The following is a 17978-nucleotide window of genomic DNA, read 5'->3' on the forward strand; positions in this document are numbered from 1 at the left end:
ACGCGCGATCGTAGGACACGGCCTGGTACCCGACGTCTTCCGCCCGGCGCATCAGCCCCGTCCAGGCATGCCACCGGCTCGCCCCGATTCGTCAACTCACCTACCTTCAAGGGGCATTGAACGGCACAATGCCTCTGTGCCGCACTACGACTACATGGAGTTCACCCTCGACGACGGGGCTCACGTGAGGCTCGAACTCGCTGCCGCGGGAGAGGAGTCGGCCGGCCCGGCGGCGGAAGCCGATCTCCCGGGCGGCATCTCCGGTGTGGTGCCGGTCGGCCGTGGCGCGCGTGTCGCGTCGCTGGCCACGGACGGCCTGCGCAGCGTGCTGAGTCCCCTGGGGCCCGTACTGCAGCAGGTGCACGACTCCATACGCGGAATGACCGACCCGCCTCACGAGATCTCCGTCGACTTCGGCATCCAGATCGGACAGGACCTCAAGATCGGCATCGTCGGCGCCAACGGCCAGGCCAGCATGACCATTTCGGCGACCTGGCAACTTCCCCGCCGGACCGAGCCGTGACGACCTGGTTCAAGTCGCCGGACAGCCCCTCGTCCGCGGATGCCCGCGGTGCGCTGGTGCGCGTCCTGTCCACGGATCGCGGCCGTACCGCGGGCGCGGGCGTCTACCTCGCCGGCCGCAGGCTGCTGACCTGTGCCCATGTCATCAATGCTGCGCTCGGGCTGCGCAGCCTCAGCCCGCACCACCCGGGGAAGGTCACACTCGACGTGTCCTTCCCGGTGCTGTCCGCCTCGGACCTGCACCCGGCTCGGCTGGTGGCCTGGGTACCGCCGCGCTCTCCGCAGTACGGCGCGGTCCCCGACGGTTCCCTGGAGTGGGACGGCGATCTGGCCGTCCTCGAGCTGAACGAGGAACCGCCGCCGCCCGTGAGCCCGGTGCGCTGGCTGGAGATGGAGCGCGGCCAGCAGGTCCGGGCCTGGTACGGGGGCGGGCAGCCGTTCTCGTACGCCGACGCCCGGGTGGGGGCGTACGACGGCCGGATCTGTTATCTCGACGGGCAGTTGTCGGGCGCCGCCGTCGACGAGGGCTACAGCGGCGGGCCCCTGTGGTCGGTGACCGACCAGGCGGCCGTCGGGCTGGTCATGGGCCGAATCACCGCGCCCGAGGGGGCCCTGTCGGCGCAGCACACTGTGCGGCGGAGCTGGGGGCTCGGCTGGCAGTCGGTGCTTCGGGAGCTGGCGCGGGTGGGTGCGGCACCCGAAGGACACATGAACGGCTCGCGGGAGCGATCCGTCGACACGCTCGCCGAGGCCGAGTCGGTGCGCGACATGATGGTCGGCCCGCTGCACGGTCTGCTCGGCGATCCTCGGGCGCGCGCCGACCACGCCACCGTGCTCGCCGCCCAGCTCGGCCTGCGGGCGCCGGCCGACGGGAGCGCACCGACCGTGGAGGAGCTGGCGCATCTGCTCAGCGGCGCCGAGCGGGCGCTGCCCACGCTCGCCGAGTCGCTCGCGCCCAAGGTGACGGACGACGCGCGCGGCCGGGCCGAACTCGACCGGCTGCTGGCCCTGGGCCGGCTCACGGAAGCCGCTCGTCTGCTGTCGGTGGCCGAACACCGAGCGTTGGTCGGCAAGTTGGAGCATCTCACCGAGCACGATCCGGGCCTGCTGTGCCGCGCCGCCACCGCCGCGCTGCCCTACGTCGACCTGCCGCGCTCGCTGCAGGCGGCCCGGCTCATGCCCTCCGCCGTGCCCGCGGTCGTACGCGAGCTGGAGAGCTGGTACGGGGACGGGTCGCCGGTCCCCGACGAGACGCCCCGCCTGCCGGCTCTGCTACGGGTCGTCGAGTACGTGGCCGCCGAGACGTCCGGCGAACTGGCCCGGCAGGCACTGCGGGAGTGGAGCAGCCGGGTCGCCACCCGCCTCGGCATTCATTCGTCGGCGTTGCAGGAGCGGCGGGGCGACGCGGACCGCTGGTCCCGGCGGACAGCGCCACCCGGCGTCCGGGTGCTGGTGGAGCTGGACCGGTACTCCAAGGATCCGCTCGACCACTACCGGTGCTCGGTGTGGCGGCTGCGCCCCGACGGCACACCCGCGCGCGCCGCCACGGACTCCGAGCGGCCGCGTACCGGCCGGGAGATCGCCCGGCTGATCCGGGAGGTGGCCGGTGGCGCGGAGGGTGCCGGTGGCGGAGTCGCACTGGTCGCCGTGTCCGTGCCGCCGGACAACCTGGAGCTCGCGCTGGACGAGTGGGACGGTGCCGGCACCGACGAGTACATCCCCGCGCCGCTCGGCGAGGACTTCCACCTCGTGCTGCGGTGCCCGAAGATCCGGCGGCGCTCGCGCACCGGCCACACGGACCTCGAGCGGCGATGGAACTCGCGTCACCAGAGCGACATTCTTCTCGCGGACCACAGGATCGGTGGCAGAGCGGGACTGATCGGGCTGCTCAAGACAACCCATCGGGACACCGCCCGCGTCCTTGTGCAGGGGAGCACCGAGCACCGCGGTGAGCTGCTGCCCGTGTGCCTGGTGATGGGGGTTCCGGTGGTGCTGTGGGACCGGGCCGCCCCCGGTCCGGACGATGGTGCCCTGCTCGACGCACTGGCCCCGCGTGGCCCTGTCGACGAACTCCCGGAGCGCGTACGGCACTTCAGGGTCCATGCCTACGCGAACCGGGCGGTGTCCGCTCGTCCCGCCCTGGTGTGGGAGGACATCGGACTGCCGTTGCCGGACGAACTCCAGCTCGCCGACCCCTCGGAAGGAACGGAGCGCACAGGATGACGCAGCAGACCGACGGGTGGCGGCTGTTCCGCGGTGACCGCGTTGCCCGGCAGGTGGAGTTCCCCGAGGCGCCGCCCTGGCGGCAGTTCGGCGACGGGGCGGGCAGCCGCACGCGGCACCGCCCGTATCTGATCGGGCGCACGGAGGCCGATGTGGTGAGCGCCGCCCTGCATCTGCGCCGTCCGCTGCTGGTCACCGGGCACCCCGGCACCGGCAAGTCCTCGTTGGCACACGCCATCGCCCACGAGCTGTCCCTCGGCCCGGTCCTCCAATGGCCCGTCAACAGCCGTTCCGTCCTCAAGGACGCGCTGTACGGGTACGACGCGATCGGCAGGCTGCGCGAGACACATCTGCGCCAGGAGCGTGGGGAGGCCGAGCCGGACATCGGTACCTATGTCCGGCTCGGCCCGCTGGGCACCGCCTTGGTGCCACGGGACCGGCCGCGGCTGCTGCTCGTGGACGAGCTGGACAAGGGCGACGTCGACCTGCCGAACGATCTGCTGACCGTGTTCGAGGAAGGCGAGTTCGAGATCCCGGAGCTGTCCCGGTTGCCGGAGACCCAGTCCGAGGTGCCGGTGCTGACCCATGGTTCGGGCGGCGAGCGGGTCACGGTGACCCGCGGGGTGGTGCGGTGCCGGGAGTTCCCCGTCGTGGTAATCACCAGCAACGGCGAACGGGACTTCCCACCCGCCTTCATGCGCCGCTGCGTACGGCTCGATCTGCCCGACCCGGACGAGGCCCGGCTGCGGGACATTGTCGCCGCGCACCTCGGTGAGGGAGCGCTGGCCGACGTGGACGACCTGCTGCACGCCTTCCTCAACCGCAGGGCACCCGGTGAGCTCGCCACGGATCAGCTGCTTAACGCCGTGTTCCTGCGCAAGGGCGGAGTCGATCTGGACGCCGAAGGTCTGCTGGACGCCGTACTGCACCGCCTTGGCGGGATGGTCTAGCGTGCCGGGGGGCGGCTGGAAACCGGGCAGTTCCGGTCCGGAGGACGACGGGGACGGTGGCCACGGCGGGCCGGGCGACGGAGGCAGCCCGAGCCACCCGGGCGACCCGCATGCCTGGAGCGACAGCCTGTCCGACGACCCCCGCCCGGGGACTCCGGGCGGACAAAGGGGTCGCGGCGAGCCGTCGGTCCTCCCTCCGCTCAGCGGGCTCGGTCGGCTGGCCGGGCACGAGCTGTCGATCCATGAGCTGCTCGACACCCTGTGGCTGGCGACCCGGCTTCCCCCGGGGGCCGACGCGCCGCTCTCGAACGCGCTGGCCGCGGATTCCGCGGCCCCGTCGGGCGCGGGCGCTGCGGATACCTCGCGCCCCGCGAACGGCCCCGCCCCGGCGGAGCGGGGCTCCCCGGCGCCCGCGGCGCCGGCCCAGCCGCCGCCGCCCGCCCAGCTCCTGGGCGCGCTGCACGCGGCCGCGGCGGCGCGGAGCGCGCCCGAGTTCGCCGACCTCGCCGCGCCGGTGCCGCGCGGCGCGCCCGGCGAGGGGGCGCTGCCCGTCCGGGTTCCTGAGGAGAAGGCGCTCGGGTCGGACGAACTCCGCCTCAGCCGTTCGCTGCGCCTGCTGAAGCAGCCCCAACCGGGCCCATTGAAGCGGGAGTTCGACGAGGAGGCGACGGCGGCCGCTATGGCCGAGACAGGACTGCCCGATGTGGTGACCCGCCCGGCCCGGCAGCGCTGGCTCGATCTCACCCTGCTGATCGACGACGGCATCTCCATGCTGCTGTGGCGGCGGCTCGCGATGGAGTTGCGAGCGCTCCTGGAACGCCTGGGCGCGTTTCGTGACATCCGTGTGCACGGTCTGGACACCAGATCGGCGGGGGCCCCGCTACTGCGCTCCCGCCCCTTCGATCCGCACTCCCCATTGCTCTCCCCCGCATCGGTCGTCGATCCCTCGGGCGGCACGCTGGTGCTGGTGATCAGCGATGGCGTCGGCGCCTGCTGCCGGGACGGTCGGCTGCACGCGGCGCTGGATCGCTGGGCGCACCAGGGACCGACGGCGATCATGCACGCGCTGCCCTCCCACATGTGGGACGGGTCGGGCATCCGCTCGGAGCCGTGGCTGGTGACGACCCGGCGGCGGGGCGCGGCGAACGATACCTGGGAGGTGGCGGACCCACTGCTGCCGCCGGGACTCGGTGACGAGTTCCCCGGAGTCCCGGTACCCGTGCTCGAACCGTATCCCCCCGCGGTCGCCGCGTGGGCGCGGCTCGTGGCCTCGCCGGGCGGCAGCGCGGAACTGCCGCTGCTGGCCCCCTTGCAGGCCAAGGCACCGCGGCACGGTGCCGACACCCGGGGCGGCGGCGCGGCGGACGCCGTGCTCAGATTCCGGGACGCCGCGTCGCCCCAGGCCTACCGGCTGGCCGCCCATCTCGCCGCCGTGTCCCCGCTCACGGTGCCCGTGATGCGGCTGGTCCAGGCCGCCGTGCCGTGGCGGGCCGACACCGCGCACCTGGCCGAAGTGTTCCTGGGCGGCCTGATGCGCCAGGTCGATCCGGTCGACGAGCGGATGCCGGCTCAGCACCGCAGGTTCGGCTTCCCCAGCGACGCCCAGGAGATCCTGCTCGACACCGCGTCCCCGATCGATCTGCTGCGCACCACCCGGGCCGTCACCGAGCGGCTGCGTACCCTGGTGGGCCGCTCTCCCGACTTCCCCGCCTGGCTCGCCCATCCTTCCGGCACCGGTGAACTGCTGCCCGGAACCCGGCCGTTCGCATGGCTGGAGGACCGTCTCCTCACCCACCTCGGCGCAAAGCCGATGGCCCCCGCGCCGCCGCAGACCACCGAGTACGAGCCGGTGCGGCTGCCGTCGGGCCTGGAGACGGCCCCGTCCTGGCTGCCACTGCGGCTCCAGGACCTGCATTCCCTGGGCCCCTACACCCTGCTGCAACGCGACGGAACGGGCGGCAAACCCACCGCGTACATCGGGGAGGACGAGGACGGGCAACGGGTTCTGCTGCGCGTGTCCTACTCCTTCGCCTCTCCTGTGGCACGGGAGCTGCTCGATGTGGAGCGGCGCGCGCTGCGCCGAATGGACGGGATGTACGCGCCCGCCGTGGTCCGCAGTGACCTGGACGGCCCCACTCCGTGGCTCGCCCTGCGCCTGGACACGCTGAGCAGCGGTCTGCCCGCGCCGACACTCCGTGCCGTGCTCGAGACGGCCGGGGTACAGCCCGGTACCCCGCTGTTCACATGGCTGGGCTGGAATCTGGCGCGGGCGCTGACCCGCTGCCACCACAAGGGCATCGTGCACGGTGCCCTGACCCCGGGCACCGTGCTGGTCACCGAGTCGACGCTGCACCTCATCGGCTGGACGTCGGCACGCATCGACGGCGCGTGGAGCGCGTCCACGCCGTCCACGCCCGCCGGCTCCCCCTATCGCGCCCCCGAGGTGACGTACTGGGGGGAGTCCCGGATCGCGGCGGGTGACGTGTACTCCCTTGGCTGCATCCTGCTGCAGGCCGCGACCGGCCGGGCGTGGCCCTGGTACGAGGGCGAGGCGCTGAGGCGGAGCCCGGAGCTCGCGGAACTCGACGAGTCGATCACCGAGCTGTTGCTGCGCTGCGTCGAGCCTGAGCCGGCGGGGCGGCCGACCGCCCGTGAGGTGGCGGACGCCTTCGGGGAGCTGCTGCCGAACGGCGTGGAGTGGGAGGACGTCGAGCGGGACGCGGACGCCTCCGATGACGCCGTCGCGCCCGAACCGGAGGTCGCGGAGTACGAGGAGGACCACCGCGAGCAGTGGATCGAGACCATCCGGGCGCCCCTGCCGCACCCCTTGCGCATCGCGCTCGTGGGAGTCAAGGACGGCGTCGGCTGCACCACGACAACCATGGTGCTCGGTGCCGTACTGGCCGATCAGCGCCAGGAGCGGGTGCTCGCCATCGACGCCGACCGGCACACGGGCAGCCAGGTCCGGATCGGCAACCGCGTGTTCCGCAACACTCTGGCCAGCCTGTCCGACCTGGCCGAGTCACTGCACGACGTACGCCACTTCGAGGATCTCCAGCTCTTCCTGTCGCCCCACCGCTCGGGGCTCCATGTGCTCGCCAACGACTCCGTGTCCCGCACGTCGGCCGTCGGCCAGTACACGGACTACGATTTCCGCCGGGTGGCACGCACGACCCAGACGTATTTCGACCTGACCTTGGTCGACTCGGACAAGTTCACACCGGCGGTACTCAAGGAGGCCGACCGTGTGGTCATCGTCTCGCGTGCGGATCCCGCGGGGGTGACACAAGCGCAGCAGGCCATGGACCGCCTGGTGACCCTCAACATGCCCGACAAGGTGCGCGAGGCGGTCGTCGTCCTCAACCACAGCCGCCCTGCGGCCGGCTGGACACTCGACTCCGTCAGCATCATGGGCCTGAGCTCACGCTGCCGCGGCGTCGTGAACGTGCCGCGCGACGGCCATCTCACCATGGGCAGCACGGTCGAACTGTCCTGGCTGACTCCCGACGCCTACAAGGCGTATCTGCGCCTTGCCTCCCTGCTGTTGGGACCACGCTCGATGTTCCCCTGACTCCCCGCGCATTTTCGTTCGCCGTCCCGCCCCCGCGCGACCTACCCTCGGCACCATGACCAAGCCGCTCGTCGCCATCCTCAGCGGGGCCGGGATCTCCACGGACTCCGGCATCCCGGACTACCGCGGTCCCAACGGGCTGTGGCGGAAGGATCCCGAGGCCGAGAAGCTCGTCACGTACGAGTACTACATGGGGGATCCGGAGATCCGGCGGCGGTCGTGGCAGATGCGGCGGAAGAACCGGACGCTGAAGGCGGAGCCGAACGCGGCGCATCGGGCGGTGGCCGAGCTGGAGCGGTCCGGGGTTCCGGTGCGGGTGATCACACAGAACGTGGACGGGCTGCACCAGCTCGCCGGGATGCCGGCGCGGAAGGTGCTGGAACTGCACGGGACCGTGCGGAGCGTCATCTGCACGAAGTGCCACGCCAGGCAGCCGATGGAGGACGCGCTCGCGCGGGTCGAGGCCGGCGAGGTGGACCCGCCGTGCCTGGAGTGCGGCGGGATCCTCAAGTCGGCGACGGTGATGTTCGGCGAGCGGCTCGACCCGGTGGTGCTCGGTGAGGCGGTCGCCATCACCAAGGCCTGCCAGGTGTTCATCGCCGTCGGGAGCAGTCTGCAGGTACAGCCCGCCGCCGGGCTCGCCGGCGTCGCCGCTGATCACGGGGCGCGGCTGATCATCGTCAACGCCGAGCCGACGCCGTACGACGAGCGGGCCGACGAGGTCGTACGGGAGCCGATCGGCACCGCCCTGCCCGAACTCCTGCGCAAGCTGAGCGCCTAGGGACTGTCCGGCGGGTCAGGTCGAAGGAAGCCGAAGGAAGGCGACGGCTCCTGATGCGCGTCTTCGGCGTGATCCGCCGGGCAGGCCCTGGCAGGCGGAACGGACCGGCCGGCACTAGAAGAGGGCCGCTCCGCTCTCGAAGTCCAGCAGCCGCTTCTTTCGGTCCAGGCCGCCGCCGTATCCCGTGAGGCTGCCGTTCGCGCCGACGACGCGGTGGCAGGGCACGATGATGCCGATCGGGTTCTTGCCGTTGGCGAGACCGACCGCGCGGGAGGCGCCCGGGTTGCCGAGTGCCTCGGCCAGTTCGCCGTACGAACGGATCTCGCCGTACGGGATCTTCCGGAGCTGTTCCCAGACGCCGCGCTGGAAGGTCGTGCCGGCCAGGCGCAGTTCGAGTGTGAATTCCTTCAACTCGCCTGCGAAATAGGCCCGTAGCTGGTCGTTCGCCTCGTTGAAGAGCGTGTCGTCGCGTTCGCCGAAGGTCTCCTCGGGCGGGCGGTGGCGCTGGCCGACCATGTAGAGGCCGCACAGGACGCCGTCGTCGGCGACGAGTGTCAGAGGGCCGTAGGGGCTGTCGATGACCGTGTGCTGTTTCACTGGATGTCCTTGAACGAGCTCATACGGGAAGGAAGTTGATGGGGTGGCTGTCGGTCGCCCACAGGTACTGGACCGCGTACGCGCGCCAGGGGCGCCAGGCCGCGGCGCGTGCCGTGAGGGCGGCCGGAGTGGACGGGAGACCCAACTCCTGGGCCGCGCGCCGGATTCCGAGGTCGGTGGCGAGGAAGGCGTCGGGGTCGCCCAGGGCGCGCATGGCGATGACGTCGACCGTCCAGGGGCCGAAGCCTGGGAGCGCCAGCAGCCTGACGCGTGCCTCCGCCCAGTCGCTCTCCACCCCCAAGTGAAGTGTTCCATCGGCCAGTTGACGTACCAGCGTGGTGAACGTGGCGCGGCGGGTACGCGGCATCGCGAGAGACTCGGGGTCGAGTGCGGCGAGCGCCGCGGCCGAGGGGAAGAGGTGGGTGAGGCCGCCCTCCGGATCGTCGACCGGTTCGCCGTGCGCGGTGACCAGGCGGGCCGCGTGGGTGCGTGCGGCGGCCGTGGAGACCTGCTGGCCCAGCACGGCTCGTGCGGCGAACTCGGCCTCGTCGACCGTGCGCGGCACCCGGCGGCCGGGGGCCTTGTCGATGAGTGGGGCGAGCAGCGGGTCGGTGCGCAGCTGGTCGTCGACCGCGACGGGGTCGGCGTCCAGGTCGAGCATGCGGCGGCAGCGGCTGATGGCGACGGGCAGGTCGCGCAGGTCACTGAGGGTGAGGCGGCAAGCGATGTGGTCCGGTTGCGGCGTCAGGGCGACGATCCCGTGCCCGTACGGAAGCCGCAGGGTCCGTCGGTACGCCCCGTCGCGCCACTCCTCGACGCCGGGTACGGCGGTCGCCGCCAGGTGGCCGAAGAGGTTGTCGGGGTTGAGCGGGGCACGGAAGGGGAGCCGGAGGCTCAGCACGCCGGGCGTGGCCCCCGCCCGCTTCTTGGGCAGGCGGGCACGCAGCTCGCTCGGCGACAGTGCGAAGACCTCGCGCACGGTGTCGTTGAAGGTCCGGATGGAGGAGAACCCGGCCGCGAAGGCGATCTCCGCCATCGGCAGCGGGGTGGTCTCGATGAGCAGCCGCGCGGTCTGGGCGCGCTGGGCCCGGGCGAGCGCCAGCGGTCCCGCGCCCAGCTCGGCCAGGAGCTGGCGTTCGACCTGGCGGGTGCTGTATCCGAGCCGGATGGCCAGGCCGGGGACACCCTCGCGGTCCACGACCCCGTCGCTGATCAGCCGCATCGCCCGGGCCACCAGGTCGGCGCGCTGGTTCCACTCGGGCGAGCCGGGGCTGGTGTCCGGGCGGCATCGCTTGCAGGCCCGGAAACCGGCCTGCTGGCAGGCTGCCGCGCTCGGATAGAAGGTCATGTTCTCCGGCTTCGGCGGCACGACCGGGCAGCTGGGCCGACAGTAGATCCGTGTGGTCAGCACCGCCGTGAAGAACCATCCGTCGAAGCGCGCGTCCTTGGCCTGGACGGCGCGCACGCAGCGCTCGGTGTCCATGTGCATCCCATTCCGCATGCCTCAAGCATCGGGCACGCACGGGGGCAGGGCTGGCGAGAATACGACATGTACCTCGCCGGGCCTGCGGTCGGCCGCCCGTCCGTCTTCTTTCCCTTGTGAGGCTCGGCCTGCGGCCGGCCCACGTCCGCCATCCACCCCGCGAGGCAGCGTTGAGATATATGAAAACTTATTCATACATCCACATCAGGTGGATACCATCCCGACATGGGTCATGGACTCGTCACCACCGTGCGGGACGCCACCGAGCGCGTACGTCTGGACGCGGCCAACGTCGCCAAGGTGGCCACCACGCTCCAGGCGCTGTCGACCCCGTCCCGCCTGTTGATCCTCGCGCGGCTGCGCCAAGGTCCGCTCCCGGCAACGGAGTTGGCCGCCGCGGTCGGCATGGAGCAGTCCGCTTGCTCGCACCAGCTGCGTCTGCTGCGCAACCTGGGACTGGTCGTCGGCGAGCGCAGCGGCCGCTCGGTCGTGTACGCGCTGCACGACCACCATGTCGCCGAACTCCTCGACCAGGCGGTCTACCACGTGGAGCATCTGCGGTTCGGCCTCAGCGCCAAGGCCGAGTGAGGTGAAAGCGGTGCCCGCGCGACAGATGTGGCCGCTGTACGCCGCCGGGTTCACCACCGCGTTCGGAGCGCACGGCATCGCGGCGAACCTGGGCGGGCACTCGGCGGACCGGGTCACCTCGCTGCTCGTCCTGGGCGGGCTGCTTGCTCTCTATGACGGGGCCGAGGTGCTGCTCAAGCCGGTGTTCGGCACGATCGCCGACCGGATCGGCGCCCGGCCCGTGCTGCTCGGCGGGCTCGTCGCCTTCGCCGCCGCGTCCGCGCTGTACGTCGTGGTGGACAGCCCCGGCCTGCTGTGGGCCGCCCGGCTCGGTCAGGGTGCGGCGGCCTCGGCATTCTCGCCCGCGGCCTCCGCACTGGTGGCCCGGCTCAATCCGGCCGCCAAGCACGGGCGGGCGTACGGGAGTTACGGCTTCTACAAGTCCATCGGCTACACGCTGGGACCGCTGTTGGGCGGTGTGCTCGTGTGGGCGGGCGGACTGCGGCTGCTGTTCGCAGTGCTCACGGGGCTGGGCGCGGTGGTCGCCGTATGGGCTCTGCTCGGCGTGCCGCACGCGCCGCCGCTGCCGCGTGCCCGGCAGACCGTGCTCGACCTGGCGCGCCGCCTGGCCGACCCCGCCTTCCTCGCCCCGACGGCGGCGCTCGCGGGCGCGACCGCCGCACTCTCCGTCGGGGTGGGCTTCCTGCCGGTCTCCGGCGCGGGCGCCGGCCTCGGCACCGTGGCGACCGGCGCCGCCGTGTCCGTCCTCGCGGCTTGCGCAGCCCTCGTCCAGCCGCGCGCCGGGCGGGCGTTGGACGCGGGCCGGCTGACCGCCCGTACAGGCGTCGGCGCCGGGCTGCTGACCGCCGCCGCGGGGCTCGCCTGTGCGACGATCCCCGGGCTGACGGGCGTGCTGCTCGCGGCGGCCCTGATCGGTGTCGGCACCGGTCTGATCACCCCGCTGGCCTTCGCCGCCCTGGCGTCGGGCACACCTCGCGAACGGCTCGGACAGACGATGGGAGCCGCCGAGTTGGGGCGTGAACTGGGGGACGCGGGCGGGCCGTTGCTCGTCGCGGGCGTTGCCACGGCGGCGACACTTCCGTACGGGTACGCGGTGCTCGCCGTGCTGCTGGCGGTCGGGCCGGTCGTGGGGGTGCTGCTGGGGGGCGGTGCGGGGGGTCGGCGACGGGAGCGGGTCTAGGAGGGCGGCGACGGGAGCCGGTCTAGGGGGGCGGCGTCGGGAGCGGGTCTTGGTGTACCGGTCACGCACGTTGTCGACACTCGCCGGCTCGCTCATGACGAAGACCTCCGGTGTGGTGGAGGTGTCGAGTCTCCTCGCACGGAGGTCTTCGAGCATTGCCCATCGACCCCGGGTGGCACCGTGCCCCCTGCACGCCTTCAGGTGGCTCACCCTCGCCTCGAGGCGGCTCGCCCCGCCGACCGCCGGAGGCGTCAGCGGGGCTCTTCGCCCTGTGCGACCTCCACCTCGTGGTGGAAGGCGAGCACGCCGGCCGCGGAGGCGCCGGCCGAGAGGGCCGCGCAGATTGCGAGGAGGAGGGCGATCCAGGAGGCGGCGCGGGGGTGGCTCGGGGGCGCGGCGAGGAGGGCGGCGACGCGCTGGGGGACGGGCCCGGTGGTGGCCGCGGGGGCGAAGTCCGGGCGGGTGGATCGGGACGCCCGGGTGGCCAGGGCGGCGCGGGCGATGGCGCGGGCGATCAGACGACGGTCCCCCAGCGCGACGGCGGCGGCCTCGTCGGCGGCGCGCTCGGCGGCGAGCGCGATGGCCGCGCGGACCGGGCGCAGACCGGGGTGGCAGTGCGCCGCGAGTTCGGCCGCGACGAGGAAGCGGTGGTGGCCGCCCGCGTTGTGGGCCCGCTCGTGGGCGAAGAGCGCCTCGCGTTCGTCGGGGCCGAGGCTGCGGAGCATCGCGGTGGTGACGACGATGCGGTGCGGTCGGCCCGGCAGGGCGTACGCGTCCGGGTGCGGCGACTCGATGACGCACAGGTCGCCCGCGGCGGGCCGGCGGTCGGCCTGGGTGCGGGCGGTGCGGAAGGCGCGGAGCTGGCGCAGGGCGGAGCGTCCGAGGGTCCAGGCGCCGACGGTCAAAGCGCCGGTGGCGGCGGCCGCGGTGGGCAGAACGACCAGGTCGGACGCGGTGCGCAGGGGGTGGATGAGGTCACCGAGGCCGGCGAACACCGGCAGCTTGAGCACGCCGGTCAGAAGCAACGCGCCGAGCGCGGCCACGGAGGCCCCGGCGAGCACCACGACCGCGAGGGTCAGGGCCCACAGCGCGGTCACGGGTACGAGACGGTCGAGGCAGCGGCGGGCCAGCACCGGCACCGCGAAGGGCACCAGCAGCGGGATCAGCAGCAGCGCCGTCATTCCTCACCCGATTCCAGCAGATCGCGCAGGAGACGCTCGTCGTCGGGGCTGAGCTGGGCGACGAACCGGGCCAGGGCCGTCTCGCGGTCGTGGTCCCGGTCGAGTTCGCTGTGCATGCGCCGGGCGGTGAGACCGTGCGGGTCCTGGACGGGGAAGTACGCATAGCCCCGGCCCTGCCGCTCGCGGCCGACGATGCCCTTCTCGTGCAGTCGGGACAAGATCGTCGTCACGGTCGTACGCGCCAGTCCGGAGTCCAGCTCCAGCTGTACACGCCCGGGCGTCAGCGGTGCCCCGGCAGCCCACAGTGCGGCCATCACACTGGCTTCGAGCTCGCCCGCCGGTCGGCGTTCGTCCTTCGCGCTGGTCATGGGAACGATCCTCACCCCGCCATCGTCTACAGTTCAGTAGACCGTCTACAGGATTGTAGTCACTCGGGTGCGTCTCGACCGTACCCGCCCATCCAGTATGAGAGGGACCGCGACAATGACCGCTCCTTTGTTCACAGCGTCACAGCTCGCCGTGAATATTCTCAGCGCGCAGTCCCTGCTCGCCGCCTTCGGTGTACTGGGGGTGGGCGTGGTGATGTTCGCGGAGACCGGACTGCTGATCGGCTTCTTCCTGCCCGGTGACTCACTGCTGTTCACGGCGGGTCTGTTGTGCACCGGGTCGGGTCACGGCGGTCTGAAGTTGTCGCTGGCCCCGCTCCTGGTCGCCGCCGCCGTGGGCGCGCTGGCCGGCGCGCAGACCGGTTACCTGATCGGGCGGAAGGCCGGCGGCGCCCTGCTCGCCCGCAGCGGCTCGCCCCGGCTGCTCGCGGGCGCCCAGCGCGCCGAAGAGTTGCTGGAGCGCTACGGACACGCGAAGGCCATCGTGCTGGCCCGCTTCGTGCCCGTGGTGCGTACGGTGCTGAATCCCATGGCGGGCGCCCTGCACGTACCCGTGCGGACCTTCACCCTCTGGCAGGTGATCGGCGGCCTCGTCTGGAGCCTGGGCCTGACCCTCGGCGGGTACGCACTGGGCTCGTCCATTCCGAACGTGGACCGGTATCTGCTCCCGATGATCGCCCTGATCGTCGTCGTGTCCCTGATCCCGCTCGCCGCCGAGCTGTACCGCTCCCGCCGGGCGACCGCCGCGGAGAAGGGGGCTCAGGGATGATCCTGGCCTTCGACGGCTCCTCGATCGACGGCTCCGCCTACACGTATGTGGTGGACCTCGCCCAGGACTCCCCCTCGTGGCTGGACAGCCTGGTCTCCACCTGGGCGGCGTACGGGCTCGGGCTGTTCGCCGTTCTCATGCTCCTGGGCTGGTGGCAGGCGCGGCGGGTGAGCGCCCGGGCCGCGCTGATGGCACTTGCCGCGCCGGTGATCGTGGTCGTGGCGTACGCGGTGAACTCGGTGTTCAAGCTGTTGGTGCGCGAGGACCGACCCTGTCAGAGCCTTCATGTGAAGACGCTGGAGGCGTGTCCGGCCCCCGGCGACTGGTCGTTCCCGAGCAATCACGCGGTGATCGCCGCCGCGGCCGCGGTGGCCCTGCTCTTCGTCTCCCGCCGCCTCGGCACCGTCGCGGTGGTGGCCGCCTGCATGCTCGCCGCGTCCCGTGTCTGGGTGGGCGTGCACTACCCGCACGACGTCGTGGCCGGAGTCCTCGTCGGCACGCTGCTCGCGATGCTGCCGGCGGCGGGCCTGCACCGTGTCCCCGAGACGCTGGCTCACCGGCTCACCGGCTCGCGGCTGAGGCCTCTGCTGATAGCACCGCAACTCGCAGAGGCGACGCCGTACGAGACCGAGTGAAGGAGAGGTATGCGGCACCGAATCCTGGTCGTCGAGGACGATCACGCCCTGCGTGATGTCCTGCTGCGCGGCCTTCGGGACGAGGGCTTCGACACCGTGCCCGCGCAGGACGGTGCGACCGCGCTGCGGCTGGCCGGGGACGACGTCGACGCGGCCGTGCTGGACGTCGGGCTGCCCGACGCGGACGGACGGGACGTGTGTCAGGCGATCCGGGCCAACGGCTTCCTCTCCCCCGTCATTTTCCTGACGGCCCATCATCACCTCACGGACCGGCTGGCCGGCTTCTCGGCCGGGGGCGACGACTATCTGCCCAAGCCCTTTCATCTGACGGAGCTGGCCGCCCGGCTGCGGGCGGCCCTGAGGCGCACCGGCTCGGTTCCGGCCGCGACCGCCGGCGACCTGGTCCTCGACCCGGTGGGGCACAGCCTCACCGTCCGGGGCACCCGAGTCGGCCTGACTCCCACGGAGTTCCGCCTGCTGGCGGCGCTGATGGCGGCGTCCGGGGACATCGTGCGCCGGCGGGAGCTGATCAGGGCGGGCTGGCCCGAGGGCGCCCAGGTCAGTGACAACACGCTCGACCAGTATCTGACCCGGCTGCGCCGCAAGCTCCGGGACAGCGACAGCGAGCTGACCGTCACGACCGCGCGCGGTATCGGGCACCGCCTGTCATGAGGGCGTCCATCTCCCGAAGCGCATCCGTCTCCCCGAGCGTGTTCGTCTCCCCGAGCGTGTTCGTCTCCCGGTCGTGGCCGCACTCCCCCTGGCGGCTGTGCTCCCGATGGTGGCCGCGTACGCTGCGCGGCCGGCTCTCGCTGGTCGCGCTGACCACCGCCACGCTGCTGATGGTGATCCTCACCGTCGCGTTCAACGCCGTCGTGCAGCGCCACCTCCAGCACCAGGCGGACGACGAACTGCGCACACGGGCCGCCGCCGTCGCCGCGACCGTCGACACCAGCGGATCCCGGGTGCGCGTCCTGGAGACGCCGGGCGAGGAGTTGCTCGACACGAACGTATGGATCTACGCGGGCGACCGGCTCCTCGAAAAGCCTGCTTCTGCCACCGCCTCCGGCCCGCTGACCCGCGCCGCCGACCGGGTCGCATCGCGGAGCGGCGGACAGTGCGTCACCGCCGACAGCCACGGCCCCGTCCGGCTGTGCTCACGACCGGTGCCCGGCGACAAGGGTGCCGCGACCGTCGTCACGGCCCTGGACCTGTCGCCCTACCGCAGCTCGGCCGACGCCCTGCTCCTCGCCTCGATCGCGCTCGACGCCGTCATGCTCGCCTGCACGTACGCGCTGACGCGCCTGGCGGTGGGACGCGCGCTGCGGCCCGTACGCACCATGACCGAGCACGCCACGCAGTGGAGCGCCATAACCTCCGCGGAACGCTTCGGGAGCGTGGCCCGGCCCGCCGAACTGGCCCAGCTGGGCGGGTCGTTGGACGCGCTCCTGGACCGCATCCGCGCGCTGCTGCGCCATGAGCAGCAGCTCACCCGGGAGCTGTCGCACGAGCTGCGCAATCCGCTCGCCCGGATCGTCGCCGAGCTCGACTGGTGGCAGGCCCGTCCCCGTTCCGCCGCCGACACCCGGAGCACGCACGAGGCCATCGCCGACGCCGCCCGGTCCATGCGCACGATCTGCGACACCCTCCTCGACGACGCGCGCGACGGCGCGGCCACCGCGCCCGGCACCACCGATGTACTGCCCGTGCTGCGGCGGCTCGCGGATCGCGCCGCCGCGACCGAGAAGGTGGAGGTCGTCGTCACGGGACGGGACGACGAGCTGTCGGCCGGGGTGCCGGACGCTTTCCTGGAGCGCATCGTCAGTCCCCTGCTCGACAACGCGCTGCGGCACGCGCGGGCGCGGGTCGAGGTCAGGGCCTGCGCGCGGCCCGGCGGCGTGCGCGTCGAGGTCACGGACGACGGACCCGGCGTACCCGCGTCGTTCGCACCGCAGCTCTTCCAGCCGGGACGCCGCGCCGATCCGGGGGACGGACACGGCGGAGCGGGCCTGGGGCTGCCGCTCTCGCGACGCCTGGCCCGCTCCGCCGGCGGCGAGGTGCAGCACGACGAGCGGCACACCTCGGGCGCGAGGTTCGTGGTCAGTCTCCCTGCGGGGTGAGCCGCTCGGCGTCGGCGACGTCCCGGCGCGTCACCGCGAGATACACGACCAGACCGAGGATGACCGCGAGGAACAGCACGCTGGTGACCACGGTGCCGAAGCCCAGGCCGCCGTCGCCGGTCGGCTGCGAGAGGTAGTCGCCGATCGAGGCGCCCAGCGGACGGGTGAGGATGTACGCGATCCAGAAGCTCAGTACGGCGTTCAGACCGAGCGCGAAGTGCGCGACGGCGACCGCGGCGATGGCGAGGCCGAACAGGACGGCGGAGACCCAGTAGCCGAGGGCCATGCGCTCGGCCACCAGGTCACCGGCCGCGGTGCCCAGTGCGAAGGTGAACAGCACGGCCAGCCAGTAGTAGGCCTCGCGGGACAGGGTGTCGATGCTGTGGATGGACAGGGTGCGCTCGCGGCGGTACCAGACGAAGAAGACGACGGCGAGGGCGACGGCGAACACGGCGGTGCTGGTCTCCAGCGGCACGCCCAGGTTGTCGGTGAGGTTGTCGCTGATCAGGGTGCCGACGACGCTGATCAGGGCCACGGCGAGCCAGTAGACGCCTGCCTTGTAGGCCTTCGTGCGGAACTGGACGACGAGGACCACCGCCAGCAGCGCGCTCATCAGCAGCGACACACCGGTCAGGCCCATGCCCAGCTTCTCGTTCAAGAGGTCCGCGGCGGTCTCGCCGACCGTCGTGCACAGCACCTTGATGATCCAGAAGTACGCGGTGACTTCGGCAACCTTGTTCCAGCGCAGGCGGCGGCCGGGGGCGGCCTCGGTCCGGCCGTATGCAACGGACGTCTCGGAAGTCTCAGATGTCATGGGACCGGACCCTGCCAGCGGATATCTGAATACATCCTGACTACCCGACCGGCCCTGGCTGCGGTCCTGGCCACCCGCCCGGTCCTGGCCCCCGGCCCTGGCCCGGTCCTGGACCCCGATCTTGGCTACCCGACCGGCTCCTCCTGGCGGACCGGGAAACGAGGGTGAACGTCGTTGG

General features: G+C 72.3%; 16 protein-coding genes. 11 read left to right on the forward strand and 5 right to left on the reverse strand.

Annotation, left to right across the window (positions count from 1 at the left end):
• Nucleotides 1-136: 136 nt before the first annotated feature.
• From ACIBK0_RS13805 to ACIBK0_RS13825, 5 genes are read left to right on the forward strand one after another with little or no spacing between them, the layout of a single operon-like run.
• Entirely contained in the window at nt 137-523 is a 387-nt protein-coding gene (locus tag ACIBK0_RS13805; RefSeq protein ID WP_399079074.1) for a CU044_2847 family protein, read from the forward strand.
• Nucleotides 520-2745, forward strand: coding sequence for a trypsin-like peptidase domain-containing protein (locus tag ACIBK0_RS13810; protein ID WP_399079076.1), 2226 nt, complete (start codon nt 520-522; stop codon nt 2743-2745). The genes ACIBK0_RS13805 and ACIBK0_RS13810 overlap by 4 nt, the downstream gene beginning before the upstream one ends.
• The gene (locus ACIBK0_RS13815) at nt 2742-3695 is read left to right on the forward strand and encodes an AAA family ATPase (protein ID WP_399079079.1); all 954 of its coding nucleotides are present in this window, start codon (nt 2742-2744) and stop codon (nt 3693-3695) included. Before ACIBK0_RS13810 ends, ACIBK0_RS13815 begins: the two co-directional genes overlap by 4 nt.
• On the forward strand, nt 3679-7266 hold the full coding sequence (locus ACIBK0_RS13820; protein WP_399079081.1) for an SAV_2336 N-terminal domain-related protein: 3588 nt from the start codon (nt 3679-3681) through the stop codon (nt 7264-7266). The genes ACIBK0_RS13815 and ACIBK0_RS13820 overlap by 17 nt, the downstream gene beginning before the upstream one ends.
• Nucleotides 7267-7321: 55 nt before the next feature.
• Complete coding sequence (locus ACIBK0_RS13825; protein ID WP_399079083.1) at nt 7322-8047, forward strand: SIR2 family NAD-dependent protein deacylase; 726 nt, start codon at nt 7322-7324, stop codon at nt 8045-8047.
• Between the two features lie 114 nt (nt 8048-8161).
• Here the strand turns inward: ACIBK0_RS13825 and ACIBK0_RS13830 are convergent, their stop codons facing one another.
• Both ACIBK0_RS13830 and ACIBK0_RS13835 read right to left on the reverse strand, forming a co-directional pair.
• Complete coding sequence (locus ACIBK0_RS13830; RefSeq protein WP_399079086.1) at nt 8162-8644, reverse strand: methylated-DNA--[protein]-cysteine S-methyltransferase; 483 nt, start codon at nt 8642-8644, stop codon at nt 8162-8164.
• A 19-nt stretch (nt 8645-8663) separates the two neighbouring features.
• The gene (locus ACIBK0_RS13835; RefSeq protein ID WP_399079088.1) at nt 8664-10145 is read right to left on the reverse strand and encodes an AlkA N-terminal domain-containing protein; all 1482 of its coding nucleotides are present in this window, start codon (nt 10143-10145) and stop codon (nt 8664-8666) included.
• A 207-nt stretch (nt 10146-10352) separates the two neighbouring features.
• On the opposite strand from ACIBK0_RS13835, the gene ACIBK0_RS13840 reads away from it, so the two are divergent.
• Both ACIBK0_RS13840 and ACIBK0_RS13845 read left to right on the forward strand, forming a co-directional pair.
• Entirely contained in the window at nt 10353-10715 is a 363-nt protein-coding gene (locus ACIBK0_RS13840; protein ID WP_399079090.1) for an ArsR/SmtB family transcription factor, read from the forward strand.
• 25 nt (nt 10716-10740) lie between these two features.
• A complete protein-coding gene (locus tag ACIBK0_RS13845) occupies nt 10741-11895 on the forward strand; it encodes an MFS transporter (protein ID WP_399079286.1) in 1155 nt (384 codons plus the stop codon).
• Between the two features lie 251 nt (nt 11896-12146).
• Here the strand turns inward: ACIBK0_RS13845 and ACIBK0_RS13850 are convergent, their stop codons facing one another.
• On the reverse strand, nt 12147-13076 hold the full coding sequence (locus tag ACIBK0_RS13850; protein ID WP_399079093.1) for a M48 family metalloprotease: 930 nt from the start codon (nt 13074-13076) through the stop codon (nt 12147-12149).
• Nucleotides 13073-13444, reverse strand: a complete 372-nt coding sequence (locus ACIBK0_RS13855) for a BlaI/MecI/CopY family transcriptional regulator (protein WP_399079095.1) — start codon at nt 13442-13444, stop codon at nt 13073-13075. The genes ACIBK0_RS13850 and ACIBK0_RS13855 overlap by 4 nt, the downstream gene beginning before the upstream one ends.
• 97 nt (nt 13445-13541) lie before the next feature.
• Between ACIBK0_RS13855 and ACIBK0_RS13860 the strand changes: the two genes are divergently transcribed.
• The 4 genes from ACIBK0_RS13860 to ACIBK0_RS13875 are packed head-to-tail and all read left to right on the forward strand — an operon-like array spanning nt 13542 to nt 16986.
• Nucleotides 13542-14231, forward strand: coding sequence for a DedA family protein (locus ACIBK0_RS13860; RefSeq protein ID WP_399079097.1), 690 nt, complete (start codon nt 13542-13544; stop codon nt 14229-14231).
• Nucleotides 14228-14866 (forward strand): phosphatase PAP2 family protein, encoded by a 639-nt coding sequence (locus ACIBK0_RS13865; RefSeq protein WP_399079099.1) that lies wholly within the window; start codon nt 14228-14230, stop codon nt 14864-14866. The genes ACIBK0_RS13860 and ACIBK0_RS13865 overlap by 4 nt, the downstream gene beginning before the upstream one ends.
• Nucleotides 14867-14875: 9 nt before the next feature.
• Nucleotides 14876-15538 carry a response regulator transcription factor gene (locus tag ACIBK0_RS13870; RefSeq protein WP_399079101.1) on the forward strand — a complete coding sequence of 221 codons (663 nt, stop codon included), beginning with the start codon at nt 14876-14878 and terminating at the stop codon, nt 15536-15538.
• Nucleotides 15535-16986: a sensor histidine kinase gene (locus ACIBK0_RS13875; RefSeq protein WP_399079103.1), complete on the forward strand. Its 1452-nt coding sequence runs from the start codon at nt 15535-15537 to the stop codon at nt 16984-16986. The genes ACIBK0_RS13870 and ACIBK0_RS13875 overlap by 4 nt, the downstream gene beginning before the upstream one ends.
• Here ACIBK0_RS13875 and ACIBK0_RS13880 read toward each other — a convergent pair.
• Nucleotides 16967-17800, reverse strand: a complete 834-nt coding sequence (locus ACIBK0_RS13880; RefSeq protein WP_399079105.1) for a hypothetical protein — start codon at nt 17798-17800, stop codon at nt 16967-16969. The two genes, ACIBK0_RS13875 and ACIBK0_RS13880, sit on opposite strands and share 20 nt — an antisense overlap.
• Between the last annotated feature and the right edge of the window lie 178 nt (nt 17801-17978).

The sequence above is a fragment of the Streptomyces sp. NPDC050564 genome (assembly GCF_044457265.1).
In the GTDB taxonomy this organism is placed as follows: Bacteria; Actinomycetota; Actinomycetes; order Streptomycetales; family Streptomycetaceae; genus Streptomyces.

Excerpts from the sequence above, each read along its gene's own strand:
- ACIBK0_RS13845 (WP_399079286.1), top strand. The coding sequence starts at position 10,741 with ATGTGGCCGCTGTACGCCGCCGGGTTCACCACCGCGTTCGGAGCGCAC.
- ACIBK0_RS13855 (WP_399079095.1), bottom strand. The coding sequence starts at position 13,444 with ATGACCAGCGCGAAGGACGAACGCCGACCGGCGGGCGAGCTCGAAGCC.
- ACIBK0_RS13835 (WP_399079088.1), bottom strand. The coding sequence starts at position 10,145 with ATGCGGAATGGGATGCACATGGACACCGAGCGCTGCGTGCGCGCCGTC.
- ACIBK0_RS13880 (WP_399079105.1), bottom strand. The coding sequence starts at position 17,800 with ATGACATCTGAGACTTCCGAGACGTCCGTTGCATACGGCCGGACCGAG.
- ACIBK0_RS13870 (WP_399079101.1), top strand. The coding sequence starts at position 14,876 with ATGCGGCACCGAATCCTGGTCGTCGAGGACGATCACGCCCTGCGTGAT.
- ACIBK0_RS13865 (WP_399079099.1), top strand. The coding sequence starts at position 14,228 with ATGATCCTGGCCTTCGACGGCTCCTCGATCGACGGCTCCGCCTACACG.
- ACIBK0_RS13875 (WP_399079103.1), top strand. The coding sequence starts at position 15,535 with ATGAGGGCGTCCATCTCCCGAAGCGCATCCGTCTCCCCGAGCGTGTTC.
- ACIBK0_RS13850 (WP_399079093.1), bottom strand. The coding sequence starts at position 13,076 with ATGACGGCGCTGCTGCTGATCCCGCTGCTGGTGCCCTTCGCGGTGCCG.
- ACIBK0_RS13815 (WP_399079079.1), top strand. The coding sequence starts at position 2,742 with ATGACGCAGCAGACCGACGGGTGGCGGCTGTTCCGCGGTGACCGCGTT.
- ACIBK0_RS13860 (WP_399079097.1), top strand. The coding sequence starts at position 13,542 with ATGAGAGGGACCGCGACAATGACCGCTCCTTTGTTCACAGCGTCACAG.
- ACIBK0_RS13825 (WP_399079083.1), top strand. The coding sequence starts at position 7,322 with ATGACCAAGCCGCTCGTCGCCATCCTCAGCGGGGCCGGGATCTCCACG.
- ACIBK0_RS13840 (WP_399079090.1), top strand. The coding sequence starts at position 10,353 with ATGGGTCATGGACTCGTCACCACCGTGCGGGACGCCACCGAGCGCGTA.